24 protein-coding genes are annotated in these 26,098 nt (G+C 65.2%); 15 read left to right on the plus strand and 9 right to left on the minus strand.

Annotated elements, in window-relative coordinates; genetic code table 11:
* Window positions 1–6 precede the first annotated feature (6 nt).
* The 6 genes from FJ978_RS24290 to FJ978_RS33290 are packed head-to-tail and all read left to right on the plus strand — an operon-like array spanning window position 7 to window position 7,466.
* Window positions 7–1,002: an ABC transporter permease gene (locus tag FJ978_RS24290; RefSeq protein ID WP_140574566.1), complete on the plus strand. Its 996-nt coding sequence runs from the start codon at window positions 7–9 to the stop codon at window positions 1,000–1,002.
* Window position 1,003: 1 nt separating this feature from the next.
* Complete coding sequence (locus tag FJ978_RS24295) at window positions 1,004–1,789, plus strand: SDR family oxidoreductase (protein ID WP_013893842.1); 786 nt, start codon at window positions 1,004–1,006, stop codon at window positions 1,787–1,789.
* Window positions 1,790–1,811: 22 nt separating this feature from the next.
* Window positions 1,812–3,017, plus strand: a complete 1,206-nt coding sequence (locus FJ978_RS24300) for a CaiB/BaiF CoA-transferase family protein (protein ID WP_013893843.1) — start codon at window positions 1,812–1,814, stop codon at window positions 3,015–3,017.
* Window positions 3,018–3,019: 2 nt separating this feature from the next.
* Window positions 3,020–3,808 carry an enoyl-CoA hydratase/isomerase family protein gene (locus FJ978_RS24305; RefSeq protein ID WP_140574568.1) on the plus strand — a complete coding sequence of 263 codons (789 nt, stop codon included), beginning with the start codon at window positions 3,020–3,022 and terminating at the stop codon, window positions 3,806–3,808.
* Complete coding sequence (locus tag FJ978_RS24310) at window positions 3,805–4,821, plus strand: hypothetical protein (protein WP_140574570.1); 1,017 nt, start codon at window positions 3,805–3,807, stop codon at window positions 4,819–4,821. Before FJ978_RS24305 ends, FJ978_RS24310 begins: the two co-directional genes overlap by 4 nt.
* The gene (locus tag FJ978_RS33290; protein ID WP_246678194.1) at window positions 4,818–7,466 is read left to right on the plus strand and encodes a CoA-transferase; all 2,649 of its coding nucleotides are present in this window, start codon (window positions 4,818–4,820) and stop codon (window positions 7,464–7,466) included. Before FJ978_RS24310 ends, FJ978_RS33290 begins: the two co-directional genes overlap by 4 nt.
* Window positions 7,467–7,584: 118 nt before the next feature.
* On the opposite strand, the gene FJ978_RS24325 is transcribed toward FJ978_RS33290, so the two are convergent.
* Genes FJ978_RS24325 through FJ978_RS24345 form a run of 5 tightly spaced genes read right to left on the minus strand, consistent with a single transcriptional unit; the run spans window position 7,585 to window position 12,578 of the window.
* A complete protein-coding gene (locus FJ978_RS24325) occupies window positions 7,585–8,901 on the minus strand; it encodes an aspartate aminotransferase family protein (RefSeq protein WP_140574572.1) in 1,317 nt (438 codons plus the stop codon).
* A complete protein-coding gene (locus FJ978_RS24330; RefSeq protein WP_140574574.1) occupies window positions 8,898–9,680 on the minus strand; it encodes an N-formylglutamate amidohydrolase in 783 nt (260 codons plus the stop codon). Before FJ978_RS24330 ends, FJ978_RS24325 begins: the two co-directional genes overlap by 4 nt.
* Window positions 9,680–11,002 carry a glutamine synthetase gene (locus FJ978_RS24335; RefSeq protein WP_140574576.1) on the minus strand — a complete coding sequence of 441 codons (1,323 nt, stop codon included), beginning with the start codon at window positions 11,000–11,002 and terminating at the stop codon, window positions 9,680–9,682. The genes FJ978_RS24330 and FJ978_RS24335 overlap by 1 nt, the downstream gene beginning before the upstream one ends.
* Window positions 10,999–11,646, minus strand: a complete 648-nt coding sequence (locus FJ978_RS24340; RefSeq protein WP_013893851.1) for an isochorismatase family cysteine hydrolase — start codon at window positions 11,644–11,646, stop codon at window positions 10,999–11,001. The genes FJ978_RS24335 and FJ978_RS24340 overlap by 4 nt, the downstream gene beginning before the upstream one ends.
* Window positions 11,643–12,578: a MurR/RpiR family transcriptional regulator gene (locus FJ978_RS24345; RefSeq protein WP_013893852.1), complete on the minus strand. Its 936-nt coding sequence runs from the start codon at window positions 12,576–12,578 to the stop codon at window positions 11,643–11,645. Before FJ978_RS24345 ends, FJ978_RS24340 begins: the two co-directional genes overlap by 4 nt.
* A gap of 144 nt (window positions 12,579–12,722) precedes the next feature.
* Between FJ978_RS24345 and FJ978_RS24350 the strand changes: the two genes are divergently transcribed.
* From FJ978_RS24350 to FJ978_RS24380, 7 genes are all read left to right on the plus strand, one after another.
* On the plus strand, window positions 12,723–13,889 hold the full coding sequence (locus tag FJ978_RS24350) for an FAD-binding oxidoreductase (protein ID WP_140574578.1): 1,167 nt from the start codon (window positions 12,723–12,725) through the stop codon (window positions 13,887–13,889).
* Window positions 13,889–15,751, plus strand: a complete 1,863-nt coding sequence (locus FJ978_RS24355; protein ID WP_140574580.1) for a branched-chain amino acid ABC transporter ATP-binding protein/permease — start codon at window positions 13,889–13,891, stop codon at window positions 15,749–15,751. The genes FJ978_RS24350 and FJ978_RS24355 overlap by 1 nt, the downstream gene beginning before the upstream one ends.
* A 42-nt stretch (window positions 15,752–15,793) precedes the next feature.
* Window positions 15,794–16,960 (plus strand): ABC transporter substrate-binding protein, encoded by a 1,167-nt coding sequence (locus FJ978_RS24360; protein ID WP_140574582.1) that lies wholly within the window; start codon window positions 15,794–15,796, stop codon window positions 16,958–16,960.
* A gap of 4 nt (window positions 16,961–16,964) precedes the next feature.
* Window positions 16,965–17,669, plus strand: coding sequence for an ABC transporter ATP-binding protein (locus FJ978_RS24365; protein ID WP_140574584.1), 705 nt, complete (start codon window positions 16,965–16,967; stop codon window positions 17,667–17,669).
* Between the two features lie 5 nt (window positions 17,670–17,674).
* Window positions 17,675–18,556 (plus strand): branched-chain amino acid ABC transporter permease, encoded by an 882-nt coding sequence (locus FJ978_RS24370; RefSeq protein ID WP_013893857.1) that lies wholly within the window; start codon window positions 17,675–17,677, stop codon window positions 18,554–18,556.
* A 4-nt stretch (window positions 18,557–18,560) separates the two neighbouring features.
* Window positions 18,561–19,190, plus strand: coding sequence for an FMN-binding negative transcriptional regulator (locus FJ978_RS24375; protein ID WP_140574586.1), 630 nt, complete (start codon window positions 18,561–18,563; stop codon window positions 19,188–19,190).
* A gap of 279 nt (window positions 19,191–19,469) precedes the next feature.
* On the plus strand, window positions 19,470–20,489 hold the full coding sequence (locus tag FJ978_RS24380; RefSeq protein WP_140574588.1) for an isopenicillin N synthase family oxygenase: 1,020 nt from the start codon (window positions 19,470–19,472) through the stop codon (window positions 20,487–20,489).
* Here the strand turns inward: FJ978_RS24380 and FJ978_RS24385 are convergent.
* Entirely contained in the window at window positions 20,450–20,707 is a 258-nt protein-coding gene (locus FJ978_RS24385) for a hypothetical protein (RefSeq protein WP_140574590.1), read from the minus strand. The genes FJ978_RS24380 and FJ978_RS24385 overlap by 40 nt on opposite strands.
* A 68-nt stretch (window positions 20,708–20,775) precedes the next feature.
* Here FJ978_RS24385 and FJ978_RS24390 point away from each other — a divergent pair, with 68 nt between their 5' ends.
* On the plus strand, window positions 20,776–21,465 hold the full coding sequence (locus FJ978_RS24390; protein ID WP_140574592.1) for an SDR family NAD(P)-dependent oxidoreductase: 690 nt from the start codon (window positions 20,776–20,778) through the stop codon (window positions 21,463–21,465).
* Window positions 21,466–21,896: 431 nt separating this feature from the next.
* Window positions 21,897–22,148 (plus strand): DUF768 domain-containing protein, encoded by a 252-nt coding sequence (locus FJ978_RS24395; RefSeq protein ID WP_140574594.1) that lies wholly within the window; start codon window positions 21,897–21,899, stop codon window positions 22,146–22,148.
* Between the two features lie 54 nt (window positions 22,149–22,202).
* Here the strand turns inward: FJ978_RS24395 and FJ978_RS24400 are convergent, their stop codons facing one another.
* The 3 genes from FJ978_RS24400 to FJ978_RS24410 all read right to left on the minus strand — a co-directional run bounded on the left by FJ978_RS24400 (window position 22,203) and on the right by FJ978_RS24410 (window position 26,013).
* Window positions 22,203–23,321 (minus strand): P1 family peptidase, encoded by a 1,119-nt coding sequence (locus tag FJ978_RS24400; protein WP_140574596.1) that lies wholly within the window; start codon window positions 23,319–23,321, stop codon window positions 22,203–22,205.
* A 4-nt stretch (window positions 23,322–23,325) separates the two neighbouring features.
* Window positions 23,326–24,972 carry an exodeoxyribonuclease VII large subunit gene (gene xseA, locus FJ978_RS24405; protein ID WP_140574598.1) on the minus strand — a complete coding sequence of 549 codons (1,647 nt, stop codon included), beginning with the start codon at window positions 24,970–24,972 and terminating at the stop codon, window positions 23,326–23,328.
* Between the two features lie 84 nt (window positions 24,973–25,056).
* On the minus strand, window positions 25,057–26,013 hold the full coding sequence (locus FJ978_RS24410) for a LysR substrate-binding domain-containing protein (protein ID WP_013893864.1): 957 nt from the start codon (window positions 26,011–26,013) through the stop codon (window positions 25,057–25,059).
* Between the last annotated feature and the right edge of the window lie 85 nt (window positions 26,014–26,098).

Here is a 26,098-nt window from a genome sequence, read left to right on the forward strand (position 1 = left end):
CAAGCGATGAGCCTTGCAAGCACGGCTTCCGCAAAAACCCAGCCTTCGATGCTGGCGCGGCTTTTTGCCCGGCAGGAACTGGCGCTGCTGGTCTGCTTCATCCTGGTGTTGGCGTTCTTTTCCTTCACAGTCGAGAATTTCTTCTCCGTGCGCAACCTGACCAACGTGCTCGGCCAGGCGTCGCTGCCGCTGATCGCCGGCATCGGCTGTGCCGTCGTCTTCATTTCCGGCGAGGTCGACATTTCGATCGGCTCGCTGCTGGCGACCATCGCGCTGCCGCTGATCATCATCATGAACGACACCAACTCACTGCTGCTCGGCGTCGGTGGCGCGCTGCTGTTCGGGCTGATCATCGGCGTGGTGAACGGCTATCTCACCGCCTATGCCGGCATCAACTCGCTGATCGTGACGCTGGGCACGATGTTCATCATGCGCGGCGGCGTCTATCTCTACACCGGCCAGCGCGCGATCCCGGACGACGCCAGTCTCGATAGTTTCATTGCGCTGTCGGATGGCCGCCTGTTCAACATCATCCCCTATTCGGCCGTCATCGCCATCGTCCTGCTCGCCGCCTTCGCCTACATGATGCAGCACCGGCCGTTCGGACGGCAGATCTATGCCGTCGGTGGCAACCAGGAAGTGGCGAGGCTGGCGGGCTATGACGTGCGGCGCGTCAAGTTCATCTGCTTCATCATCAGCGCGCTGCTGGCGACGGTCGCCGGCATCATCCTGGCCGCGCGCGTCGGTTCGGCGCAGCATACGGCAGGGCTGAATTTCGAATTCCAGGTCGTTGCCGCGACGGTGCTCGGCGGCGTCAGCCTTGCTGGCGGCATCGGCAGCCTGACCGGCATGGCGCTCGGCGTGCTGATCCTGCAGTTCCTGTCCAACGGCCTGCGCGGGCTCGGCCTGCCGACCGAATGGCAGCTGGTCATCACCGGCATGATCATCATTGCCGCCGTTGCCTTCGACGAGGCGAAACGCCGGCGCGCGAACGGAGGCTGACATGGCTCGTCTTGAAGGGAAAACCGCTGTCATCACCGGTGCCGCCGACGGCATCGGCCATGCGATCGCGCAGGCGATGGCGCGCGAAGGCGCGCATGTCTTCCTGGGCGATATCGCCGACAGTGCGGGCGAGGATTTCGCGGCCGCACTTCGCGCGGCGGGCCACCGTGCCGACTATGTCCATTGCGACGTCTCGAAGGAAGCTGACATCGCCGGCCTCATCGATAGTGCCATCGACAAGACCGGGCACCTCGACATCCTGGTCAACAATGCCGCCATCGCCATTGGCGGCATGCCGGTGCACGAGATGACCGACGAGCAGTGGCACCGGCTGATATCGGTCAACCTGACCAGCGTATTTCGCGGCTGCAAATACGCGCTGCCGCACATGATCGCGCAAAAGTCGGGCTCGATCATCAACATGGCCTCGGCGCAGGGCCATATCGGCCTCGACGGCTGGACCGCCTATGCCGGCGCCAAGGGCGCGGTGATGGCGATGACGCGGCAGATGGCGGTCGAGTTCGGGCCGATGAACGTCCGTATCAATTCGATCTCGCCGGGCACCATCAACACGCCGATGAACGACAGGCTGATCAAGGAGATCGGCGGCAATCTGGCGAAAGCCTGGGTCAAGATGCATCCGCTTGGCCGCATCGGCGAGCCTTCCGAAGTGGCGGAGGCCGCCGTCTATCTGGCGTCGGACGCCGCCGGCTTCACCACCGGCACTGACCTGCGTGTCGACGGCGGGCTGACCGCGGCTCCGCGCTACGTTCCCGAACTGCTTTGAAAACTTTGAAACGAGATCTGAAATGAACAAGGCCCTCGAAGGCGTCCGCATCCTCGATTTCAGCCATCTGCTGCAAGGACCGTTCGCCACCCAGTTGCTCGGTGACATGGGCGCCGACGTCATCAAGATCGAGCGTGCCGGCGCCGGCGACATGTTCCGTGGCATGACCTTTTTCGCCAAATGGGTGGGCGGCTCCGAGAGCCCGAATTTCCTCGCCTGGAACCGCAACAAGCGTTCGATCGCGCTCAATCTGAAGAGCCGCAAGGTGCATGCCATCCTCATGGAGATGGCCAGGAGCGCCGACGTCGTGGTGCAGAATTTCCGCCCCGGCGTGCTGGCCAAGCTCGGCTATGGCTACGAGGACTTCAAGGCCGTCAATCCGCGTATCATCTACTGCTCGGGTTCGGGCTATGGCGAGGAGGGTCCCTATGTCGAGCGCCCCGGCCAGGACATGCTGATCCAGGGGCTGGCCGGGCTGATTGCCAACACCGGCCGCGGCGACCAGGCGCCGGTTCCCGCCGGCGCCGGTCTTGCCGACCAGATCGGCGCCATGAACATGGTCTACGGCATCCTGTCGGCGCTCTACTATCGCGAGAAGACCGGCAAGGGCCAGAAGATCGAGGTCAACCTGCTGGCTGGCCTGCTGGCGCATCTCAACCAGGAATATGTCGCCGTGCTCAATCTCGGCGAGGATTTCGTGCGGCCGAATTCCGGCATCGGCCATCCCGGCATGCAGGCGCCGTTCGGCATCTACGAGACGAGGGACGGCGGCTATGTGTCGATCGCCATGAGCCCGTTCAAGACACTGTACGAGGTGCTGGAGGCGCCGCAGCTTGCCGTCTACGACGACCTGAAAACCTTGTTCGACAAGCGCGACGAAGTGTTCGACAAGGTCAATGCCGAGACCAAGAAGTTCGGCACGCAGGATCTGCTGGAACGCCTGCTCTCGGTCGACATCTGGTGCGCCGAGGTGAAGGACATCCGCCGCGCGGCCGAGGACCCGCAGGTCACGCATATGGGCATGATCACCAGCTACGATCATCCACGCGGCGGCAAGGTGCGGGTGGTGGCGCCCGCGGTCAAGATGAGCGAGACGCCGGCGACCATCGACCGGCCGGCGCCGCTGGTCGGCCAGCACGGCCGTGAGATCCTGGCCGAGTTCGGCCTGTCGAAGGACGAGATCGCCGCTCTCGAGGCATCCGGCGACATGACCGTGGACGCGGCCTGACGATGCGCGTCTACCAGACACTCACGGTCGAAACGTCGGGTCGCGTCGCGATCGTCACCTTCCGGCGCGCCGATCAGCTCAACGCCATGAACAGGCTGATGCAAGGTGAGATCACCGAGGTGTTCGAGGCGCTGTCTGAAGATGCGAGTGTCGGCGCGATCGTGGTGACCGGCGAGGGACGCGGCTTCATGGCCGGCGCCGACATCAAGGAATATGCCGCGCAGACCGGCCCTGAATTCGACCTGTTCCAGGCCGCCGGCACGCGCATGTACGCGGCCATCGAAAACAACCGCAAGCCGGTGATCGCGGCGGTCAACGGTTTCGCCTTGGGCGGCGGCATGGAGCTGGTGCTGTGCTGCGACATCGTCGTCGCCAACCAGTTCGCCAAACTCGGCCTACCGGAGATCAAGCTCGGGCTGATCCCCGGTGGTGGTGGTACGCAACGCAGCGTCGCCAGGCTCGGCCGCAACCGCGCCAATCTTCTGCTGATGACCGGCGCCATCGTGCCGGCCTCCGAATTCGTTGCCGCCGGCCTGGTCAACGAGATCGTCGATGTCGACCGGCTGATGCCGCGCGCACTGGAACTGGCCGAGATGATCGCCGCCGAACCGGCCGCGGCGATCGAAGGCCTGAAGGCGCTGACGGCACATGCGATGTCGGGCGATCTGGCTGAAGGCCTCGCGAGGGAACGCGACATATTGGGTGACCTCTATCGCAGCGAGATCGGCCAGCGGCGTGTCAGGGAGTTCGCCGAGCGGAGCACGACAAAGGCGAAGAAGGCCGGACCGTGAAGACCGGTGACGCCTATCGCGGACTGGGCTGGGCGCACGGCGCCCTGACCGTCCAGCGGCTCGGCGCGATGCTGGCGCCGGTGACCTTCGTCCTGGACAATGGCCGGCAGGTCTCGCCGATGCACATCGCACCCTGGTCGGACGAGCCGGAGGCGGAAACGCTGCCGGGTATTCTGCGGAAATTGCGCGGCGAATGGCCTTGCGTGCCCTTCGGCTATTCGGTGCCCGCCGACGGTTGGCCGGACGACTGGGCAGGCGTGATGGGGCCGCCGGAGCGCGACGAAGAAGTCCATGGCCACAGCTCCAACCATGACTGGACATGGCGCGACAGCGACGGCGCATCCTTGTCGCTGGGGCTCGCCTATCCCGAGGGAAGTCCGGTCGAGCGCGTTGAGCGGACGATCACACCCGATCCGTCGGCGCCGGCCATCGACATTGAATTCAAGGTCGTCGTTCGCCATGCCTGCCGCCTGCCGATCGGTCTTCATCCAGTGTTCCGACTGCCGTTAGAGACGGGTGCCGCCACGCTGGAATTCGGCGGCTTCGATGAAGGCCGCACCTATCCACACGATGTCGAACCCGGCGCCGCACTGTTCGCCCGAAACAGATCCTTCACGGAGCTGACCAGCGTACCGGCGCGAGCCGGCGGCACGACGGATGCCTCGCGACTCCCGCTGACCGCCGACACGGAAGAATTGCTGCAGATCGAGGGTCTGAACGGCACGGTGGCGCTTGCCAATCATGAGGACGGCTACCGGGTAAAACTCTCCTGGCAGAAAGAGCATTTCCCAAGCCTTCTGCTCTGGTACTCCAATCGCGGCCGCAAGGCGGCACCATGGAATGGGCGTCATGTCGCCATCGGCATCGAGCCGATCTGCTCGCCCTTCGGGCTCGGTCCGGCAGCCGCGCTGGCCGACAATCCAATTGCGCAATCCGGTATCGCGACAGCGCTGGAATCCTCGCCAGAAAAGCCTTTCGTGACCCGCTACCGCATCGAGGCATCTGCGCTGTGACCAACCGTGCCGCAATGTCGCTGGTCAAGCCGAACCGGCCGCGCTTCACCGATATCGAGGGGCTAGCCGCGATGGTCGGCCAAGGCGATGCACTCGGCGTCGGCGGCCACCATTTCGCCCGGCTGCCGATCGCCTTGCTGCGCGCCATAGCCAAGTCCGGCATCAAGGATCTGCACTACATCTGCTGGGCAGGCGGCTTGCCGCTCGAGCTGCTGCTCGAAGCGGGCGCGGTGGCTGAAATCGACCTCTGTTTTTCCAGCCTCGACATTTTCGGCCTGCCGCCCCGGTTCCGCGCCACGGCCGAAAGCGGCGTAATACCGGTTCGTGATTGGACGGCGCTGGCCATGATCCAGGCGCTGCGGGCGGCACAGCAAAACCTGCCATCGATGCCATTCCAGCTTCCCGAGGGATCGGACATGCTCGCGCGGATACCGGGGGCAAGCGCCAGGCCCGATCCGATTGCGGGGACCACTACGGGATTCATTCCGCCATTGCGGCTCGATACTTTCATCGTCCACGCGCAGCGCGCCGATGAAAGCGGCAATGTGCAGATCATCGGCCCACGCGCGCTCGACTTCGCCATGGCGGGGGCGGCGCGCAAGGTGCTGGTCACCGTCGAGGAAATCGTCCCGGTCGGGGCGCTGCGGAAGGACGGGCGCCAGAGCATCCTGACCCGCAACCAGGTGTCGGCCATAGCCCTGGCGCCGGGCGGTGCCTGGCCGGCCTCCTGCCTGCCGCTTTACGCCACCGATTATCAGGCATTGTCTGAGGCATTCGCGGCCAGGGAAAAGCCCCTGGCGGACAATCTGCGCCTGCCGTCCGAAGGCGTGCCGGCATGGCTTCGAGAGGCTGCGAAGGTCCGCCCCGAGACGGTCCTTGCCATGCCGGCGCTCGCGCGGAGCGAAGAAAAAGCATCTGTCGACGAGATCATCGCTGCCCGCATCGCCGCCGAACTCGACAATGAGAGTTTTGCCAGCGCCGGCGCCGTCTCGCCGCTGGCCAATGTCGCCTACCGGCTGGCCAAGGCAACACATGCGCCGGACATGATCATCGCGACGATGAGCTGCGGTCACCTGGACATCGCGCCGAGCCCGATGATCCTGTCGCTGATCGAAAGCCTGGATTGCGAGACGGCGGTGGCGCATGCCGGCGGCGACGACACCTATTCGGCCTACTACCAGGCCGGGGCCGTGACGCATGAGATCGTCGGCGCGGCACAAGTCGACCGGCGCGGCCGCGTCAACACCATCGCGCTGCGCAAACCAAGCGGCGGTCTGATCCGGCTGCCCGGACAAGGCGGGATGGCCGATGTCGCCAACATGCATCGCGACTATCTGCTCTACATCCCCCGTCATTCGGCCCAGTCGCTGGTGGATGAGGTCGAGATCGTCAGTTCCGCCCGTGGACTGCTGACGCCGGCCGAGCGCGAACCGATCGGCTATCGCACCGGCGAGGCGCTGGTCTTCACCGATCTCTGCGTCTTCAGGCTCGACCCGACATCCAGGGAGTTGACCGTCATCGAAATCATGCCTGGCGTCACGCGGCAACAGATCCGTGACGCCACCGGCTTTGCGGTGACCTTCGACGCCGATTGCCTGGAGGTCCCGCTGCCTTCCGGCGATACGCTCGCTGTTTTGCGAAACCGCATCGACCCGCTCGGTCTGCGTCGCCTGGAATTCGTCAGCGCCAAGCAGCGCGGCGCGCTGATCGCCGAAATCCTTGCCGCCGATCGCGCCATGGTCGAGCGCTGCATCGCCGTACAGGGATCAAAATCGCAAGCTGAGGAACCCATGGCAAAGCCGTTGCTCGATATGTCCGCCGCGCGCGTCTTCTTCGACGGCATCTTCACCAATCCGCGCGTCGCGCATCCGGAAGGCGTGGCCGTCCACAGCGATGGGTCGATCTGGTGCGGCACCGAGACCGGTGACCTGCTGCGCCTGGCCGCCGACGGCGGTTCGGTCGAGCGCATGGGCGCCACGGACGGCTTTCTGCTCGGCATTGCCTTCGACAGCGCTGGCAACTGCTTTGCCTGCGATCTCAAGCATGCCGCGATCTTTCGCTGGGATGTCGCGACCGGGCGCATGGAACGCTTCGCTTCGTCGGGCATCCGGGTACCGAATTATCCAATCGTCGACGAGACGAGGAACTGCCTCTACGTGTCGGACAGTGTCGGCGAGGACAATCGCTCTGGCATCTTCCGCTATGACCTCGAGACAGGCGAGGGCGGCCTGTGGTGCCGGGAGGCGATGTCCTTCGCCAACGGCATGGCCATGGCGCCCGACGGAAGCGGCCTTTATGTCGTGGAAAGCGACGCGTCTCGCATCAGCCATGTGCCGATCCTCGCCGACGGCACGGCAGGGCCGCGAGAAGTGGTCGTCGAAGGCGTGCACAATGTCCCTGATGGCGTCGCCTTCGCACCCGACGGCTCGCTCTTCATCTCGTGCTACGAACCAAGCCGCATCTATCGCTGGTGCAAGGACAGAGGCCTCGAAGTGCTGATCGAGGATCCAGTCGCGACAACGCTGGCGCACCCCACCAACATCGCCTTCAAGGGCGACAAACTCTACACCGCAAATCTTGGCCGCTGGCACATCACCGAGATCGATCTGGCGGCGCTGCCTAAAGCAATTTCAGGAAAAGTGTGACACGGTTTTCTGTCCGGAATTGCGTAAAAAAAAGATAGAGCGGTTCGCCGTTTCCGTGAAACGGTGAATTGCTCGAGGTTGGACGGCGACTGTGTTTCCCCGCAGGCGCGCCCGCCCGTCACCACATCATGAAGGACGCGACATCCGCGTCCGAGACCTTGCCGGCATTCACGTCGGCGATCGCCTGGTCGACGATCGCCACGCCCTCGGCCACTTCGTCTTCGGTCAGGGTCAGCGGCGGCATGAATTCCAGCACATTTGCCTTCAGCCCGACATAGGTGAAGGCCGCGCCCAGCTCATAGCCGCGATAGATGATCTTGGCCGTGGTCGTGGCAGGCACCGGCTCGCGCGTCGCGCGGTCCCTGACCAGGTCGACGCCGATGGCGAGGCCACGCCCGCGCACATCGCCGATGATCTCGTGTTTTGCACCGAGCACCCGCAGTGCATCGGCGAAGAGTTTGCCGATCCGCGCCGAGCGTTCGACCAGGCCTTCGCTCTCGATCGTCTTCAGCATCGCGTTGCCGGCCGATGTCGCCACCGGATTGCCGGCGGTCGTCTGCAAGGCGAAGGCCGGTGCATGATCCATGATCTCCTTCGGCCCGACCACGGCCGACAGCGGCAGCCCGCCGCCGATGCCCTTGCCGAACACGACGAGGTCCGGCGTCAGCCCTTCATGCTGGAAGCAGTGCATCATGCCGCTGCGGGCAAGCCCGACCTTGACCTCGTCGAGCACGATCTTGATGCCATGCTTGCGGCAGCGCTCCTGCAGCGCTTTCAGAAAGCCCGGTGGCGGCACGATCAGGCCGCCATCCGACATCAGCGGCTCGATGAATACAGCCGCGACCTGGTGCGGCGGACAGGTCGTCTCGAACTGGTAATCGAGCAGGGCAAGCACATCCTCGGCGCTGAAGATCGGCCTGTAAGGATCGGGATACGGCAGCAGGACCACGCCCGGCCGTGGCAAGGTATGCGTCATGGCGGTGTGGCCGCTGATGCCCATCGAGCCCGACAGGTTGCCGTGATAGGAGCCGATGAAGGAGATGAAGCGCGAGCGGCCGGTGGCCGCCTGCAGCACGCGCACCGCGCAGTCATTGGCGTCCGACCCGGAATGGCCGAACCAGACGCGCCGTTCGCCTTCTCCAGGCGTGACCGCGAGCAAGCGTTCGGCCAGCGAGACCGCTGGTTCGTTCGGGTAGAGCAGCAGGCTGGCGCCCGCCATGTTGCGGATCGAGGATTCGACCGCCTCGACAACAGCCGGATGGCCGTAGCCGAGCACCGCTGGACCGGCCGACCCCGACAGGTCGAGCACCGACCGGCCGCCTTCCTCGATCAGCCGGTTGCCTTGGCCACCAATCACGCTCAGCGGCGAGAACCGCAGCTTGCCGATCTGCGCGATGGTCGCGGCGTCGCGCTCGCGCAGGCTGAGATTGCTCAAGGGATCGCCTCCGTCTGTGCGGGCAGCGCCGCCGCCAGCCGATCAGCCCATTCTTCGATGCCGTGCCTTGTCGACAAAAGGTCCTGCCGGATTTCGACGAGGACGGCGGGGATGCCGCGGTCGTCACCATGGATGGGCACGGCGTAATCGGCGTCGCGGCTGATCACATAAGGCACGTTGGCCGCGACGTTTAGTGTCGCATCGGTGCGCAGGGCTGAAAGAATTGTTTCGGCGAGATCGATTCCATTCGCATGCAGTACGCCCGCATGCCAAGGCCTGACGACACCGAGGAAGACGGGCGTGAAGGAGTGGATCGTCACGATCCGCGTCGGCCGGCCTTCAGCTACCCGGCGATCGAGATGCGCGGCCACACGCTCATGGAACGGCGAAAACATGATTTTGGCGCGCCGGTCCCGTTCCGCCTTGTCGAGGCCGACATTGCCGGGAATGCCGGTGTCCTCAGACACCATCGGAATGCTGCCCGGCGTGCCCAGCGGCCGGTTGAGGTCGATCAGCAGCCGCGAATAGCCGCTGAGGAAGGCCGGCGCATCGAGCCGTGCCGACAACAGGCGCGTCACCTCCGCGGCGCCGATATCCCAGGCGATGTGGCGCCGCAGATGGCTGGCATCGAGCCCGAGCTGGCGATATTCCGCCGGCATGTGATTGGAGGCGTGCTCGCACAACAGGACGATGTCCGAGAGGCCGTGCTCGTTGAGAACCTCGACGGCGTCGGGCCAGTCTTTTCGAGGAAGCAGGTCTTTTTCAGTCCGCGCAGTCATCAATAAAGCGTCCGATAGAGATCGCAGACGGCAACCGGATCGAGGCCGGCCAGGCGCTCGGCCTCGTGCCGCTTGAGTCCGACGAAGGTCTCGATGAAGACCGGAGCGAACCATCCCGTGACAGTGCTGTCGGCGAGAAGCGCGTCCAGCGCCGCCGGCAGCGTTTCAGGCAGCCGCACCAGGCCAAGCTTTGCCCGTTCCGCATCGCTCATCAGCGTCGGGTCGCCGGTGACCAGCGGCGGCGACGGCAGATCCGCCTTCAAGCCTTCCAGCCCGGCGCGGATGATCGCGGCCAGCGACAAATAGGGATTGCCGGTGGCGTCGGCTGCCCGATACTCGATATTGTACTGCCGCGCCGGATCGCGTCCGCCGATCGTCACCGTCGGACAGATGCGCAGCGACGCTTCGCGGTCGCGGTCGGCGAGCCAGGTGTAGGACGAACTCCAGCTGTGCGGCTTCAGCCGGTAGAAGGATGAGACGCTCGATGCCGTCATGGCGGTCATCCCAGGCAGATGACGCAGCACGCCGGCACAGAACGCACCGGCTTTGCCGGAGAGGCCGCCGGGCTGTGCCGCATCGTAGGTTGCCGGCTTGCCGGCCTCGTCGACGAAGCTGAAATGGATGTGCACGCCATTGCCGACGGCATCCGGGGCGGTCTTGGGCGCGAAACTGGCGCGCCAGCCGGCATTGCGCGCCACTTCGCGCGTGATCTCGCGGATGGCGACGGCGCGGTCTGCCGCGGTCAGCGCATCGGCGGGCTCGTGCGTCACTTCGAACTGCTCCGCGCCGAATTCGGCGATGACCACTTCGGGTCCGACGCCCGCTTCCTCCAGTGCCGCCATCAGATTGGGGGCGAAGGGGTCCGTCCGCCTGAGCGCGGCGAAGGACATCGAATGCGCCGGCGCGAAGCCGCCGTCGGCAATGTGGAATTCATGCTCGAAAGCGGCGATGACGGAGAGCCCGGTCGCCGCCTTCAGCTCCGCCAGCGCATCCCTGAGCATGGTTCGCGTGCAACCGAGCCAGGGGCTGCCGTCGAGCTCGACAATGTCGCCAGCCACCATGTCGAACGGTGTCGCCGATCCGGTCCGTGCGGTGCGAAAGCGCGCCTTGAGATCGGGGATCAGCCGCAGGTCGCCTGACGATCCCCAAGGATTGGGATCGACGATCGAGTTGAACGGCGTTAGCGACAGGTTGGCCTGCAGCCAGCCGACGCCGGTCGTCGCGGTCTTCTGCAACTTGCTTTCGACGACGAAGCGGCCCCGCGTGACGGCGGAGAGATCGGTGGTGACGACGGCAACGAGCGGCTCGACGATCGATGTCATGCTGCTTTTCCCAAGGCATTGAAACGAGCGACGACACTGTCGGTATCGGTGACCCAGCAATACCCGCCGAAGGCCTTGAGCGCGATGTCGTGTCGCTCCTGGGTGATGGTGGCGCAAGCATCCGCCACGCAGGTGACGAGGTAACCGCGGTCGGCTCCGTCGCGCACCGCCATGTCGACGCACTGGTCGGTGAGCACGCCGACCACGACGAGATAACGGATGCCGAGGTTCTTCAGGAGATAGTCGACATTGGTCGAGTTGAAGATGCCGGACGATGTCTTCGGCAACATGATCTCGTCGCCGACCGGCGCCAGCGAGGCGACCGGCAGGCCTTCGGGAAGGCTGGGCGCGACATGGATCGGCGTCAGCTTGTGGTCGAGCGAGCGGTCGCGGCCGTCTTCGGTCAGGCTTTGGATGATGGTGTGCAGCACCTCGACGCCGTTGGCCCGCGCCGCCGCCAGCAGTCGCTCCTGGTTGGGGATCGTCAGCGAGGATGTCTGCCGGTAAAAATAGTGGTCGGGGCCGCGCTCCGGATGCGATGGATCGGCACCCGGTTCCAGCCAGATACGCTGCATGTCGACGAGCAGCAGCGCCGTCTCGCCGGCACGGAAGGCTTCGTCTCGCTTGGGTAAGGTTTCGGTCATGCTTTGTCGTCCCGCTTTACTGATTTGGGTCCAGGTGTCCTGCGTGGCCCGGGTTGGCCTGCGCCATTCTCGTTTGGGTTGCTGTCGAGCGTCACCGCATTGGCGTGCCGTACTTTCTCGATCCTCTCGATGCGAGCCCGGGCATCATCGCCCAGCGTCGAAACGATGTGGGCGGTAAGCGCCTCCATCTGTGCGATCGCCGGTGCCAGCGTGTCATAGGGCGAGGCGACTTCGAGCGGGCTGACGATCGTGACTTCGGCGAGATCGGCGATCGGCGACAGCCATTGGTCGGTGAAAAGCAGGATGCGCACATCGAGCGCCGCCGCCTGGCTTGCATAGGCCATCACGTCGAGCTGGTAGCGGCGATAGTCGAAGACGACAAGCACATCGCGGCGGCCGAGGTCGGCCAGCGTGTCGAATGTCTGGGGAGAGAGCACGCCGAGATCGCGGACCCCGGACCGGAACTGCACGAGATATCCGGCGAGCATGCCGGCGATGTGCCGGCTGAAGCGGCCACCGAGCAGCACGATCTCGCCCTTGGCCTCCATCAAAAGGCGCGCGGCCCGCTCGTAGGTCTGCACCGGTGTCGCGGCGGTGGCCTTCTGTAGGGCCGTAGTGACGGAATCGAGATAGGCGAGCACGGCGCTGTCACTGGAGCCGCTTTGCCGCTTTGCCTCCATCATCAACAGCGGCGAATGCAGTCTCGCCTCGACCTCGGCCAACAGCTTTGCCTGGAAATCCGGAAACCCGTCATAGCCGAGCTTGACGACCAGCCTGACCACGGTCGGATCGCTGACGCCGGCGCGCCGGGCGAGCGAGGAAGCAGTGCCGAGGCCGGAGGTCGGGTAGTCCGTCAAGAGCAGCCGGACGATCTTCTCTTCCGACGGCGTCAGCGCCAGATCCCCGCGCATCAGAACATCGCGTATCGCCATTGGCCTCCCCGAATCCGTGTTCTCTTGTTTTGTCGAGTTTATTACAGAGATTTAAATCTCGGTCAAGAATGAAGAGATGTTGACATTGCTCGATCGCTGGCCTTACCTTGTCGGAAAGCAGCCAAGAGACTGTGGGGAACAGCCATGCGAAATGGAAGCGACGTCATCGTCGTCGGTGCGGGTATTGTCGGCTCGAGCACCGCCTATCATCTGGCCAAGGCGGGTGTGAACGTCACGCTGGTCGAGCAGACGCATCCGGCTGGTGGCCCGTCCGGCAAATCGTCGGCGCTGCTGCACGCCTTCTACCTGATGCCGGAACTGTCGCAGCTCTCCATCCGTGGCCGCGAGATATTGGTGTCGCTGCCGGAGATCGCTGGCGAGGGGTCCTTTGTGACCGAAGTCGGCATGATGTGGGTCTGCGGCGCCGACAATGAGGCGAGCTGGAAAGCGGCGGCCGAACGCATCCGCGGCGAGGGCGCTCGCATCGAGACCTTGTCACCGCAAGCCTTCGCCGATGCCGCGCCCGGCTTTGCGCTCGACGATGTCGCGCTGGCGCTGTGGGAGCCGGAATACGGCTATGCCGATGCCTTCGGCGCCACCAATGCGATCGCCCGCGCCGCCCGTACCAACGGCGCGAAGGTCCTGCAGAACACGCTTGTCGAAAGCCTTCGGCGGGAGGGCGACCGCATCACCGGCGTCACCTTGACGGATGGAACGGTGCTGGAAGCCGAGACGGTCGTGCTCGCCGCCGGGCCATGGACGCGCCGCCTGTTGGAGACGGTGGGGCTGGACCTGCCATTGCATGTCGAACGCCATCCGATGGCCGTCCTCGATGCCGCCGGCAAAGCCAGGCATGTGATGCCCTTCGCCTGGTGCGATGACATTTCCTGCAACTACGCGCGGCCGGACAATGACGGTGTCATCCTGGCCGGCACCTGGGCCGGCGGCGGCACCGGCCTGCGCCGCGAACATGCCGGCCGCCCGCGTTTCGTCGAGAATCCCGACACCTACATGGAAGGTGTCGAGGAGTCTGAATCGGTCGAGATTCTCGAGACCTTCGCCTCTCGCGTGCCCGCCATGGCCGAGCTCGGCATACGGCCCGGTTATGCCGGGCTCTACGACATGAGCCCTGACGATCTGCCTGTCATCGGACCCATGCCGGGTGTCGAAGGGCTGGTCGTCTCGGCGGGGTCGTCCGGCCATGGGTTCAAGACTGGACCAGCCGTCGGCGAGGCGGTGGCAAGGCTGGTCACCGAGGGGGCGCAACCGATCCTTGCGCCGTTCTCGCCCAGCCGCTTCAGGGCCGCGTGATGGTGTCGGCGACAATCAGCGAGAGCAAGCCGCGCGGTTTCATGCCGGCAGCGTTCCGCAACGCCACGGCCGATGCCTTGTGCATGGTGGTGGTGCTGCTGCTTATGGCGCTTGCCGCCTTTGTCTTCGGTGGCGCCGCCATGCAGCGCGTCGTTACCTATGCCGCGATCATGCTGACCGCGGTGCTCGGCCTGCAGATATTCTCCGGCAACAGCGGCATCGTCTCTTTCGGCCAGGCCGCCTTTGTCGGCCTCGGCGCCTACGCCACTGGCATTCTCACCATGCCGACGGCGCTGCAGCGAACGGCGCTGCGCGACCTGCCGGAATTCCTCGCCGGCTATCAGCTCTCCTTCTTCGCGGCGCTGGCCGTGGTGCTGGTGCTGGCTGTCGTCATCGGCCTGTTGACCGGCACGCCACTGCTCCGGCTGACCGGGTCGAGTGCCTCGATCGCCACGCTCGCCATGCTGATCATCGTCTACACGCTGTTGGTCGCCGGGCGCGAGATCACCCGCGGCAGCCAGCCCTTCTACGGCGTACCGCGCGAGGTAGGGCTGTGGACCGCCGCGGCGGTCGCTTCCGTGGCGCTGGTGGCGGCAAGGCTGTTTCGCGAAACCTCTTTCGGTCTCGCCAGCCGTGCCGCCGCCAATGACGAGCGCGGCGCCGCCGCCGTCGGCGTCGACCAGCGCACGGCGCGGCTTGCCGCCTGGGTGGCGGGCGTGGTCGCGGCGATGGCCGCCGGCGCCATGATGGCGCAGTTCCTCGGTGCGTTTTCGCCGCGCGATTTCTATTTCGACCTCGGCTTCACCATGCTCGCCATGCTGATCGTCGGTGGCATGACCTCGTCGCTCGGTGCTTTTGCCGGCGTCATCGTCACCATCGTGGTGATCGAGGTGGTGCGCCGCTTCGAAGGCGGCGGTGAGGTGCTCGGCCTGCATCTGCCGGTCCTGTTCGGCCTCACCCAGGGTGTGCTCGCCATCGCCATGATCCTCGTCATCTGGCAGCGGCCGACCGGCCTTTTCGGCGAGCGCGAGCTCAACCTTCTGCGGCGGCCCGGACGCCCAGCGGAGACGGCTTCGGCCGCACCGCCGCTCAAGGTCGGCGCGGACCGGCTGGTGGCTGACCATCTGTCGCGCCGCTACGCCGGTGTCGTGGCGGTGGACGACGTCAGCCTGAGCTTCGAGACCGACAGCATCACCGGCATCATCGGTCCCAATGGCGCCGGCAAGACGACGCTGCTCAACATGCTGGCTGGCGATGTCGAGCCAAGTGCCGGCAGCGTATCCGTCGGTGGCGTGGCGCGGCAGGCCTCGGCCTTCCGCTTTGCCCGATCGGGCATCGCCCGCACCTTCCAGAACATCCGCGTCTTCCCGCACATGACCGTGCTGGAAAATGTCGTCGTCGCCGCACGCCAGGTCGAACCCGGTCTCGGCCACGCCGAGGCGGCCGCCATGCGCGAGCTGTCTCGCATGGGCCTGGAGAAATTTGCCGATCAGCCCGCCGCCAGGCTTGCCTATGGCCAGCGTCGCCGGCTGGAAGTGGCCCGCGCGCTAGCACTGAAGCCGCGCTTCCTGCTGCTCGATGAGCCGGCCGCCGGCATGAATGCGGTCGAGACCGCCGAGCTTGTCTCCATCCTGTCGGCGGTTCGCGCCGAGCGCCGCATCGGCGTCGTGCTTATCGAGCACGACATGCGGCTGGTGATGAACCTCTGCGAGCGCATCGTCGTCATCGATCATGGTCGCGTCATCGCCGATGGCACGCCCGGCGAGGTGCAGAAAAACCCCGCCGTCATCGCCGCCTATCTCGGCAGCCGCACCGCCCGCGCCAAGACAGCGCAGGCAACAGCCGAAAGCCAGACCGCATAGACCGCAACGACCAACGATAACAAATCCAGAAGGAGAACCGACATGCCAAGCCTCTATCGCCGCCACCGCGCCGCTTTGTGCGCGGCTGCGTTCGGCATCGCCGCCATGTCCACGGCCAGCGCCGAGGAGATCATCATCGGTGCGGCGACCGCGCAGACCGGCGGCCTTGCCCCATACGACCAGCCGGCCCTTGCCGGGCTGCGCATGTCGCTCGACGAGCTCAACGCCAAGGGCGGGCTCGGCGGCAAATACACCGTCAAGCTGATAATCAAGGACACGCGCTCCGACACCGCCCAGACCGCCACCGTTGCCCAGGAACTGATCGACGCCGGCGCCAAGATCATGATCACGCCGTGCGATGCCGATCCGTCGATTTCGGCAGGACAGCTCACGCAGCCGCTCGGCATCCCGACATTGACGCTGTGCGGCTCGGCACCCGTGCTCACCGGCGCGGTCGGCGACGTCATGTTCGGCACCTATCCGGCCGACAACGTCCAGGCGACGGCGGTCGCCGATTTCGCCGTCTCCGAAGGCAAGAAGAAGGTGTTCCTGCTGACCTCGCCGGATTCCACCTACACCGCCAACCTGCCGGAATATTTCGGCAAGGTGTTCGAGAAGAAGGGCGGGGCCGTCGTCGGCCGCGGCACCTTCACCATGGGCCAGCCGGACTTCTCCGCCGAGATCACCAACATCAAGGGGCTGGCCGACAAGCCGGACCTGATCATGACGGCGGCCTACGAGCCGGACTTCCCGGCCTTCATCCAGCAATTGCGCGGCGCCGGCGTCACCATCCCGGTCTATGGCGCCGACGCCATCGGCACGCCGACCATCAAGGCCCTGGGCAAGCTGGTCGAAGGCGTCGTCTACACTGCGGCCGGCTATGCCGAGCCGGGCAGCAAGCTCGAGGCCTTCAATGCCGCCTTCACCAAATATGCCGGCCATGCCCCGGAATCGACCTATGAGGTCAATGGCTATGAGATCGGCCTGATCCTCGACCAGGCGGTGAAGACCGCCGGCTCCGACGATCCGAAGGCAATCCGCGACGCCATCGCCAACCTCAGGGATTTCGACGGCATCACCGGCAAGATCACCTATGCCGGCACCGACCGCATGCCGCTGCGGCCGGTGGCGCTGATGCGCTATGAGGGCGGCGAGGGCAAGCACGTGCAGACGCTGATCCCCGACGCCTCCGACGTTCCCGCGCCGTGATATCATGCTGAGCGTCGAAGCCCTCAAGATACGCTACGGCGAAGTCGAGGCGGTGCGCCGCGTCGACCTCACCGTCGACAGCGGCGAGATCATCGCGCTGGTCGGCGCCAATGGCGCCGGCAAGAGCTCGACGCTCGGCGCCGTCGCCGGGCTGGTACCGGCAGCGTCCGGCAAGGTGGTGTTCGACGGTGTCGACATTACCGGCCTGGCGCCGGAGGCGATCGCCCGCAAGGGCGTCGCGCTGGTTCCCGAAGGCCGCCGCATCTTTGCCAGCCTGACGGTGGCCGACAATCTGCGTCTGGGCGGCGCGGTGCATCAGCCCGCGGCCGAGGCACGGGTGCGCGAGGAGGAGATGCTGGAGCTGTTCCCGATCCTGCGCCGCTACCATCGCGTCAAGGGCGGCAATCTGTCGGGCGGCGAACAGCAGATGCTGGCCATCGCCCGCGCCCTGATGGGCAAGCCGCGCATGGTGCTGCTCGACGAGCCTTCGCTCGGCCTCGCCCCGCAATTGATCGACACCGTCTTCGACCTGATCGCCGAACTGCGCCGCAAGGGCCTGACCATCCTTCTGGTCGAGCAGAATGTGGCTCTGGCGCTCGAAATCGCCGACCGCGCCGTCGTGCTCGCCAATGGCGAGGTGGTCTTGTCGGGCACCGCAAAGGAACTCGCCTCCTCGGACCTCGTCCGCCAGGCCTATCTGGGAGCTTGAGAAGCATGATCGCGCAGCAGATCATCAATGCGGTCAGCCTCGGCGGCGTCTACGCGCTGTTGGCGCTCGGGCTGGCGATCGTCTTTTCCATCGTCGGGCTGATCAACTTTGCCCATGGCGAACTGATGACATTGTCGGGCTATGCGCTCCTGGCCTCGCTGGTCTTCGGCCTTCCCTTCCCCGTGGCGGTGCTTGTCGCCGTGTCCTGCGGCGCGCTCGCCGCCGTCGCCATGGAGCGCGTCGCCTTCCGGCCGATGCGCGGCGCCAGCGTCACCAGCCTTTTGCTGACCAGCTTCGCCGTTTCCAGCCTGCTGAAAGTCGTTTTCCAGAATGGCATCTCGGCCCGGCCGCAAGCTGTCGCCATGCCCGGCTGGATGACCGGCGCCTTCTCCTTCGGCGACTTCACCATCGGCGTTGGCCCCAGCATCTCCATCGTCGTCTCGGCGTTGGCGCTGGTCGCGCTGGAAGTCTTCCTGCGCCGTTCGGTGACCGGTACGGCGATGCGCGCCGCGGCCGAGGATTTCGACGTCGTGCGCCTGATGGGCATTCCTGCCAGCCGCATCATCGCCACCGCCTTCCTGCTCTCCGGCCTGCTGGCCGGGCTCGCGGCAATGCTGTGGGTGGCGCAGCGCGCTTCCGTCGATCCGCTGATGGGCTTCACGCCGGTGCTGAAGGCCTTCATCGCCGCTGTCGTCGGTGGTCTCGGCAGCTTGCCGGGCGCGGTCGCCGGCGGCTTTCTGCTCGGCATTATCGAGGTGCTGCTGCAGGCGACGCTGCCGGGGGCGATCGCGCCCTATCGCGACGCCATCGTGCTGTCGGGGGTCATCGCCGTGCTGCTGCTGCGCCCGCAAGGCCTGATCCCGGCAGTCCGCGTCCAGCGCAGTTGATGTCATGTACAGCAAGCCAGAATTCGCGCCGCTGTCGCGCGACGATGTCTTCGGCCTGATCGAGGCGGCCGTCTTTGCCACTGTGGTGACATCGGGACCGCAAGGGCTCGTCGTCTCGCACCTGCCCTTCGTGCTCGACCGCACGCGCGGCGCAAACGGCACGCTGGTCTCACACCTCACCAGGGCCAATCCGCACAGCGCGCTGATTGCCGAGGGCAGGGCGGCCGTCGCCGTCTTCCAGGGGCCGCACGGCTACATTTCGCCGTCCTGGTATCCGCGCAATCCGGTGCGCGACAGTGCGCCGACCTGGAACTTTGCCGTGGTGCACTGCCATGGCCGGCCGGTGCCGCTCGACGACCACGGCACCGCCCGGCATCTCCTGCAACTTGTCGACATGTTGGAAAGAGATCGCGACGACCGCTGGCGCATGCGCGAACTCGGTCCCGGCGGCATGGAGAGGCGCATGCCCAGCATCATCGGCTTCGACATGCCGATCGAGCGCCTCGAAGCCAAGTTCAAGATGGGCCAGGATGAGCGCCTCTACGACACGGACGGAGCCATCGGCGCGCTGGAGGAAACCGATCCGGCGCTGGCGGCTATGATGAAGACGCACAATGCCCATCGCTGCGACTGACCGACGAGAAACTTGCCTGCCAGTTGACCTTCAATAGGCCACTCCGCCCGCGACTTCTGCCTGCCCGGGATCTTCTGCCCGCATGCGTGCGTGGAAAAATCGTTCGCCCTGGCGGCCCCGAAGGGCCGATCGTTCCTTTCCCGGCAATAGGAAGTCGATGAAACTTGCAAGCACTGATGGCGACTCCGGTCGCGGAAAAGTGCCTGCATATTCAATTGGCTGGGTTTTCCAAGTGGAAGTTCATGCCACGTCCCGAAAGACCAGGGGAAGGAACCTGATATGCCAAGAATAGTGCCTGTGCTCGATCTCAGCCGTCTGGAGCAAGGCGCGTCGGAGCGCCGGACATTTCTGGCGGACTTGCGTTCCGCTTCGCGCGATATCGGCTTTTTCTATCTGGCCGGACATGGCATCTCCTGGGCCGAGATCAGCGAGGTGCTCACCGCATCGCGCCATTTCTTTGCCTTGCCGGAGGCCGACAAGCTTGCGATCGAGATGGTCAGGTCCCCGCAGTTCCGCGGCTACACGCGCGCCGGCGGCGAACTGACCAGGGGCAAGGAGGACTGGCGCGAACAACTCGACATCGGCGTCGAACGCCAGCCCATTGCGCAAGGACCGGGAATTCCCGCCTGGACGCGGCTGCAAGGACCAAACCAGTGGCCCGCCGCACTGCCGGAGCTCAAGCCGGCGTTGCTTGCCTGGCAGAGCAAGGCGACGGCGGTGGCGATCCGGCTGTTGAAAGCCTTCGCACTGTCGCTCGATCAACCCGAGGACGCTTTCGACCCTATCTATGAAAGGCAGCCCAATCACCGCATGAAGATCGTGCGCTACCCCGGCCGCGATGCAACCGGCGGCGACCAGGGTGTCGGCGCGCACAAGGATGGCGGCTTCCTGACGATGCTGCTCCAGGACGACAGCAAAGGGCTGCAGGTCGATTATGATGGAAGCTGGGTGGATGTGGACCCCATCCCCGGAACGCTCGTCGTCAACATCGGCGAACTGCTTGAACTGGCCTCGAACGGCTATTTGCGCGCAACAGTGCACCGCGTGGTGACGCCGCCCGCCGGTGTCGAGCGCATTTCGGTGCCGTTCTTCTTCAGCGCCAGGCTCGACGCAACGATACCGCTGCTTGGTCTTTCCGAGGAATTGGCGGCGCAGGCACGCGGGCCGGCCAGCGATCCGGACAATCCGCTGTTTCGCGATGTCGGAACCAATGTGCTGAAAAGCCGGCTGCGTTCGCATCCCGACGTCGCGCGCCGCCATTATGCGGATCTGCTGGAGCCGGAAATCCGGGCCGGCTGAGCTTCACAGCTCGAAAGGACAGGATTTTCGCAACTCATGCCGATTTTTAGAAAATCATTCGTCGTATCCGGGCGGAAATCGGCCCAAAAAGAAAAGATCCGTTCAGCGTTTTCCTCCCATTTCGTTGAACGGTGTTCCCCTCTGAAGGTTTTGACCTTCTTTTTGGCCGGGCCGCTTTCGCGCCCGGCCATTTTTCTTCCTGACATGCGCGTTGCCATGGCCACGCCGATCCGGCAGGTTTCGTCTGGAGTGATCGGCCGCAATCAATGGAAAGAAGGAGGGTCTCATGACATCCAATGTCGCCGTCATCGCCGGCGCGGGCTCCGGATTGAGCGCCTCGCTGGCGCGCCTGCTCGCCGGCGAGGGCTTTCGCGTGGTCCTGGCCGCCCGCAACATCGAGAAACTCGGCGCCTTGCAGGCACAAATCGGCGCGCAGGCCGTGGCAACGGATGTCTCCGATCCCGCATCGGTCGAGCGTTTGTTCGATGTCGCCGACAAGGTCGGTCCGCTTTCGATCGTGACTTTCAATGCCAGCGGGCGCGCCCGCGGCCCGATAACCGAGCTCGATCCCGAGGCGGTCCGGCAGGCATTGCTGGTCGGTGCCTATGGCGGGTTCCTGGTCGGTCAGCAAGCGGCCCGGCGGCTCCTCGCTCGAGGGGCGGGCTCGATCTTCTTCACCGGCGCGACGGCAAGCGTGAAAGGATTCGCCGGCTCCGCCGGTTTTGCCATGCCGAAATTCGGCTTGCGCGGACTGGCGCAATCCATGGCCCGCGAACTGGCCCCGAAGAACATCCACGTCGCGCATTTCATCATCGATGGCGCCATCGCTTCGGCCATGTCCGGCCAGGAGTCCGAGCCGCAGGATCGCCGGCTGTCACCGGATGCGATTGCCGAGGCCTATCTCTCCATCCATCGCCAGCAGCGCAGCGCCTGGACCTGGGAAATGGAGCTCAGGCCTTGGGTGGAGACATTCTGACGGGGCTGGCTGACGGGGCTGGCAAAAGGTGCGACTTTCCGCGTCTTGCGGGCAAGATCGAGAGGAGTCGACATTGAGCGGGGATATCACTATATAGCGGCGGCTTCGTAACGCATGCCTGAGGGCTGCACCACGGAAGCGACTGTAAATGTGCTAGGTACTGCGCCATCTTTTGTGACGAAAATCGGCTCGAAAACCGGAAAAAAGCAAATAGAAACAGTGGCGCACAGCCGGGTCGATCCGGCTAAACGGTACCAGCCCCTCCAGAATCAGAAAATGTTCTTCAAACCTCGATTTCCTACGGCTCTGTGGACCTTGGACGGCATCGGCTTGCCGGGGCGTTACGACTCGGTTGGAATGGGGACAGGCATCCTTTGCGGGATGTCGGCGTTTATGATTACCAACCGGCTTTGCCGCCAGGGAACAGCAGTATGAGTGAACACGCGATCGAGTTCTTGCAGGGATGGATCGGCGAAAAGGTCCATTGCCAGTCCCACGCCAGGATCGAGAAGCAGGCCGAGACCCTGGCCAAGGAATGCGCTGCCAAGGCGGCGGAGGTCGGCATTCCGTTGGAAGACATCCAGGAAGAAGTCGGCGACATCAAGGAACTCATCGCATCTCGGCTCGAGGAGGCAGCCGAGGCGGACGAGAACCAGCAGGCGTCCAGCAAAGCCGCCGAATAGATTTTAGGGGCGACCCTGTCTGAATGCGCGAGCCCTTCGGCCCGCGTTTTCGTCTCAGCCGAACTTTTCTCTTAGCCAAGCCTTCGGCAGTGCCGGCACGAAATTGCCGTCGCGCCCGGTCATATCGTCATTGGCGGTCAGCGCGTTGAGGATCGCCTCCTCCACGGCCTGGATCACCGCGTCGAAGAACGGGTCAATGTCGCTATCCGGGATGAAATCGGCATTGGCGATCCGGCCCGACGGCGCCAGCGCCGCGGCGGGATTGGCTGTCGAGAAGGCGAGAAAGATGTCGCCCGAGCTGTGATAGCCGAAGCCGCCGGTCATGGCGACGCCGAGCGGCACGCGGCGGGCCAGTCGTTTCATCTGGTGCGGCAGGAATGGCGCATCGGTGGCGATGACGGCGATGATCGAGCCTTCTTCGGCGCGCGGCGTGCCTTCGCGGATCGCCGGCTCCACGAGCTCCGGCCCGGCACGCAGGCCGCGAAGGATAAAATTGCGCCGCTTGCCGAAATTCGACTGCACGAAGGCGCCGACCGTATAGCCGCGGCCTTGCCATTCGACGACGCGCGACGCAGTACCGGAACCGGCTTTGAAGGCGAAGGTGATCATGCCGGTGCCGCCGCCGACGCTGCCTTCCTCGATCGGGCCGCTGGCGGCGCCGTCGAGCGCCTGCGCAACATGCTCTGACGTCAGATGGTGGCCGTTGATATCGTTGAGAAACCCGTCATAGGTCTCCGCCGCCACCGGCAGGCCCCAGGCGCTGTCGAGTGCTGCCGGCAGCACATGATGCATCCAGCGCAGCGTGCCATCGCGTGAAACACCGCAGGAATGCGTGTTGGTGATGGTGATCGGGAAGTTGAAGGCGCCGGTTTCCTCGATGATGTGCGAGCCGGTCAGTTCGCCATTGCCGTTCTGGCTGAAAATGCCGGCAAAGACCGGCGTGGCCAACTCGGCGCGCGGCCTGGGCAGGATCGCGGTGACGCCGGTGCGTACCGGCCCCTTGCCGACGACGAGCGCGCCGTCGCCCGATATCAGCGTCGCATAGCCGACTGCGACGCCCGGCACGTCGGTGATCGCGTTGAACGGCCCTGGCGTTCCGTCGAAGCCGATGCCGAAGCTTCGCGCGCGCGGCTTGCCGGACGGCGTTGCCAGATGGTGCGGATTGTCGGTCATGGTCTTAGAACAGCGATCCCTGATTGCCGGGTTCCCTAGTCTTGGCAACCGGGGTCTTGGCGGATGGCTTGGCAGCCGGCTTCGGCCGGGCCGCACCGCTGGTCGCCACCGCATCAGCAATGCCGTCGGCGAACTCCAATGAAAGCGCCATTCCCGACGCCACGTCGGCGGCCTGCTTGATGACGGCGCCGTCGGCATCCTTCACCAGCGCGAAGCCACGCGCCAGCACGGCCTTGTGCGAAAGCGTCGCCAACAGCCGGTCTGCTTGGACGACGCGCCCGCGCAACCGCTCCAGCCTGATCAGCATCGCCTGGCCGCCGCGTCGCACCAGAGCCGTCAGAAAATCCCTTTGCACGCGCTGGCGCCGCGCTGTCGGCTCGATCGTGATGCGGCCTTGCAGCAAGGCCAGCTGCTGCCTGTGCCGCTGTAGCGATGCCCTCGCGCATTTCGGCAACTGGTCCGCTGCCCGATTTAGCTCCGCACGCCGGGCCCGCGCCAGCGCGCGCAGCGCTCCTTGCGCCCGCAAAAGATTGCGTTCGTTGGTACGCCGCGCCTCGGCAATTCGCTGCGAAAGCATCGTCGGCGTCAGCTTCACGGCAACAAATCGTGCCCGCTTTCGTTCGGTGGAAACCATCAGGCCGCGGCCGAGCCGGCTTGTCGCCTCGTCGAGGCGCCGGCGCGGCAGCGCCAGCAATTGATCGGGCGAGGGCAGGGCACGGGCCGCCGCACGGGCGGCCTGCCGCTTGCGTTCGAAGTTGCGCAGGACCGCCGCCTTGAGCCGCGCGCCCAGGCTGGCAAGCGTCGCTTCGAGGTCGGCCTTCACCGGCACGGCGATTTCGGCGGCGCCCGTCGGTGTCGGCGCCCGCACATCGGCGGCGAGGTCGATCAGCGTCCAGTCCGTTTCATGGCCGACGGCCGAGATCACCGGAATGCCGGAGGCGGCAACGGCGCGCGCCAGCGCCTCGTCGTTAAAACCCCACAGATCCTCGAGGCTGCCGCCGCCGCGCGCCACGATCAAGAGATCGGGGCGCTGGATGGCGCCGTCCCATGCCAAGGCGTTGAACCCAGCGACGGCATTGGTCACTTCCAAGCCTGACGTCTCGCCCTGCACGCGGACCGGCCAGACCAGCACGTGCAGTGGAAAGCGATCCTTGATGCGGTGGATGATGTCACGGATGACGGATCCGGTCGGCGAGGTGACGACACCGATGACGCGCGGCATGAACGGCAGCCGGCGCTTGCGGTCGGCGTCGAAAAGCCCTTCTCCCTGCAGCCGGCGCTTGCGCTCCTCCAGCAGCGCCATCAGCGCTCCGGCACCTGCCGGTTCCAGATTGTCTATGACGATCTGGTAGTTGGACTTGCCGGGATAGGTGGTGAGCTTGCCGGTGGCGATCACCTCCATCCCTTCCTCGGGACGGAATTTCAGCCGGCTCATCGTCCCCTTCCACACCACGGCGTCGAGCCGGGCGCGGTCGTCCTTCAGCGCGAAATAGGCATGGCCGGAGGAGTGCGGCCCGCGATAGCCGGAGATTTCCCCGCGCACCCGCACATTGCCGAAGACGTCCTCGACCGTGCGCTTCAGCGCGCCGGAAATCTCGCTGACCGTGTATTCGGTGGCGTTGGTGCGTGATTCGGATGCTGCGTCGCTCATCGCTCGATTGGGGGCCGGTTGGCGTTCCGCGTCAAGGCGCAGTGTCGATCCAGGCACTCATGGTCCGCATATGCCTGATCCCTCCTACCAGCCCGGGAGGATCTGGTTTGGCTTGCTCCGCTTCATCTTGGCGAAGGCGAGTGCCGCGAAGTCGAATGTTCCCGTCTCCTCGCCAAGCGGCACGGAAATATTGTCCAGGCTTTCCGAAATATGGCGGGCGAGTGCGTCGACGATCTCCGGCCGCGACGTCTGGCCGCGCATGATGCCGATGCGGCAATCGGGCAGGGCGCCAAAGCCGTCGGCTTCACCCAGCACCCGCATGCCGGGCCTGAGCGCGCATTCCGGCAGCACCGAGATCGCCAGGCCCGAAAGCACCGCGGCGGTGATGACGGTCGCCGAGAAGCTGGTGAACAGGATGCGGTAGTCGCGGTTCTGCTGGTCGAGCACATCGACGGCGGCGCGCCGCCAGATGCAGTTCGGCCGGCCAAAGGCCATAGGCAGCGTTACCTGTTCATGCGTGGCATGGTTGGCCGAGGTGACCCACAGCAGCGGCTCGCGCCGCACGACCTCCGACTGGCCGCGGACATCGTTGTGCGTCACCAGCGCCAGATCGAGATTGCCGCGCTTGATATGCTCGACCAGCCCCGGCGTCGGCTCGCAGATGACGGTCAGCTCGACGCGCGGGTTGGAGCGCGTGAAGCGGGCCATGATCTCAGGCAGGAAACGGTCGGCATAGTCGTCCGGCGTGCCGATGCGGATCGTGCCTTCGAGGCGCTGGTCGTCGAAGGCGGCGAGCGTTTCGCGGTTGAGATAGAGCAGCCGTCTTGCATAGGAAAGCAGCTTGTCGCCTTCCTCGCTCAGCCTGTTGGTGCGCCCCTCCTTCTCGAACAGCGGCTTGCCGATCCGCTCCTCCAGCCGGCGCATCTGCATGGACACCGCCGACTGGGTGCGGTGAACCTCCTCCGCCGCGCGGGTGAAACTGCCGGTGTCGGCGATCGAGATGAAGGTCTGCAACTGATCGAGATCGAGTGGCGCTTTCATCAGTCCAATCCATCATTGTTGTTGATGTCTATGATTAGAAACATTCGTTGGATTAATCAATCGGCTGATGGCAAATTGGTATTGT

The sequence above is a fragment of the Mesorhizobium sp. B1-1-7 genome (assembly GCF_006442705.1).
Lineage (GTDB): Bacteria > Pseudomonadota > Alphaproteobacteria > Rhizobiales > Rhizobiaceae > Mesorhizobium > Mesorhizobium opportunistum.

Bases quoted from the DNA above. Each gene is read 5' to 3' on its own strand.
- FJ978_RS24290 (WP_140574566.1), top strand. From the start codon at position 7: ATGAGCCTTGCAAGCACGGCTTCCGCAAAAACCCAGCCTTCGATGCTG.
- FJ978_RS24295 (WP_013893842.1), top strand. From the start codon at position 1,004: ATGGCTCGTCTTGAAGGGAAAACCGCTGTCATCACCGGTGCCGCCGAC.
- FJ978_RS24300 (WP_013893843.1), top strand. From the start codon at position 1,812: ATGAACAAGGCCCTCGAAGGCGTCCGCATCCTCGATTTCAGCCATCTG.
- FJ978_RS24305 (WP_140574568.1), top strand. From the start codon at position 3,020: ATGCGCGTCTACCAGACACTCACGGTCGAAACGTCGGGTCGCGTCGCG.
- FJ978_RS24330 (WP_140574574.1), bottom strand. From the start codon at position 9,680: ATGACTGCGCGGACTGAAAAAGACCTGCTTCCTCGAAAAGACTGGCCC.
- FJ978_RS24335 (WP_140574576.1), bottom strand. From the start codon at position 11,002: ATGACATCGATCGTCGAGCCGCTCGTTGCCGTCGTCACCACCGATCTC.
- FJ978_RS24340 (WP_013893851.1), bottom strand. From the start codon at position 11,646: ATGACCGAAACCTTACCCAAGCGAGACGAAGCCTTCCGTGCCGGCGAG.
- FJ978_RS24345 (WP_013893852.1), bottom strand. From the start codon at position 12,578: ATGGCGATACGCGATGTTCTGATGCGCGGGGATCTGGCGCTGACGCCG.
- FJ978_RS24350 (WP_140574578.1), top strand. From the start codon at position 12,723: ATGCGAAATGGAAGCGACGTCATCGTCGTCGGTGCGGGTATTGTCGGC.
- FJ978_RS24355 (WP_140574580.1), top strand. From the start codon at position 13,889: ATGGTGTCGGCGACAATCAGCGAGAGCAAGCCGCGCGGTTTCATGCCG.
- FJ978_RS24360 (WP_140574582.1), top strand. From the start codon at position 15,794: ATGCCAAGCCTCTATCGCCGCCACCGCGCCGCTTTGTGCGCGGCTGCG.
- FJ978_RS24365 (WP_140574584.1), top strand. From the start codon at position 16,965: ATGCTGAGCGTCGAAGCCCTCAAGATACGCTACGGCGAAGTCGAGGCG.
- FJ978_RS24370 (WP_013893857.1), top strand. From the start codon at position 17,675: ATGATCGCGCAGCAGATCATCAATGCGGTCAGCCTCGGCGGCGTCTAC.
- FJ978_RS24375 (WP_140574586.1), top strand. From the start codon at position 18,561: ATGTACAGCAAGCCAGAATTCGCGCCGCTGTCGCGCGACGATGTCTTC.
- FJ978_RS24380 (WP_140574588.1), top strand. From the start codon at position 19,470: ATGCCAAGAATAGTGCCTGTGCTCGATCTCAGCCGTCTGGAGCAAGGC.
- FJ978_RS24385 (WP_140574590.1), bottom strand. From the start codon at position 20,707: ATGGCAACGCGCATGTCAGGAAGAAAAATGGCCGGGCGCGAAAGCGGC.
- FJ978_RS24390 (WP_140574592.1), top strand. From the start codon at position 20,776: ATGACATCCAATGTCGCCGTCATCGCCGGCGCGGGCTCCGGATTGAGC.
- FJ978_RS24395 (WP_140574594.1), top strand. From the start codon at position 21,897: ATGAGTGAACACGCGATCGAGTTCTTGCAGGGATGGATCGGCGAAAAG.
- FJ978_RS24400 (WP_140574596.1), bottom strand. From the start codon at position 23,321: ATGACCGACAATCCGCACCATCTGGCAACGCCGTCCGGCAAGCCGCGC.
- xseA (WP_140574598.1), bottom strand. From the start codon at position 24,972: ATGAGCGACGCAGCATCCGAATCACGCACCAACGCCACCGAATACACG.
- FJ978_RS24410 (WP_013893864.1), bottom strand. From the start codon at position 26,013: ATGAAAGCGCCACTCGATCTCGATCAGTTGCAGACCTTCATCTCGATC.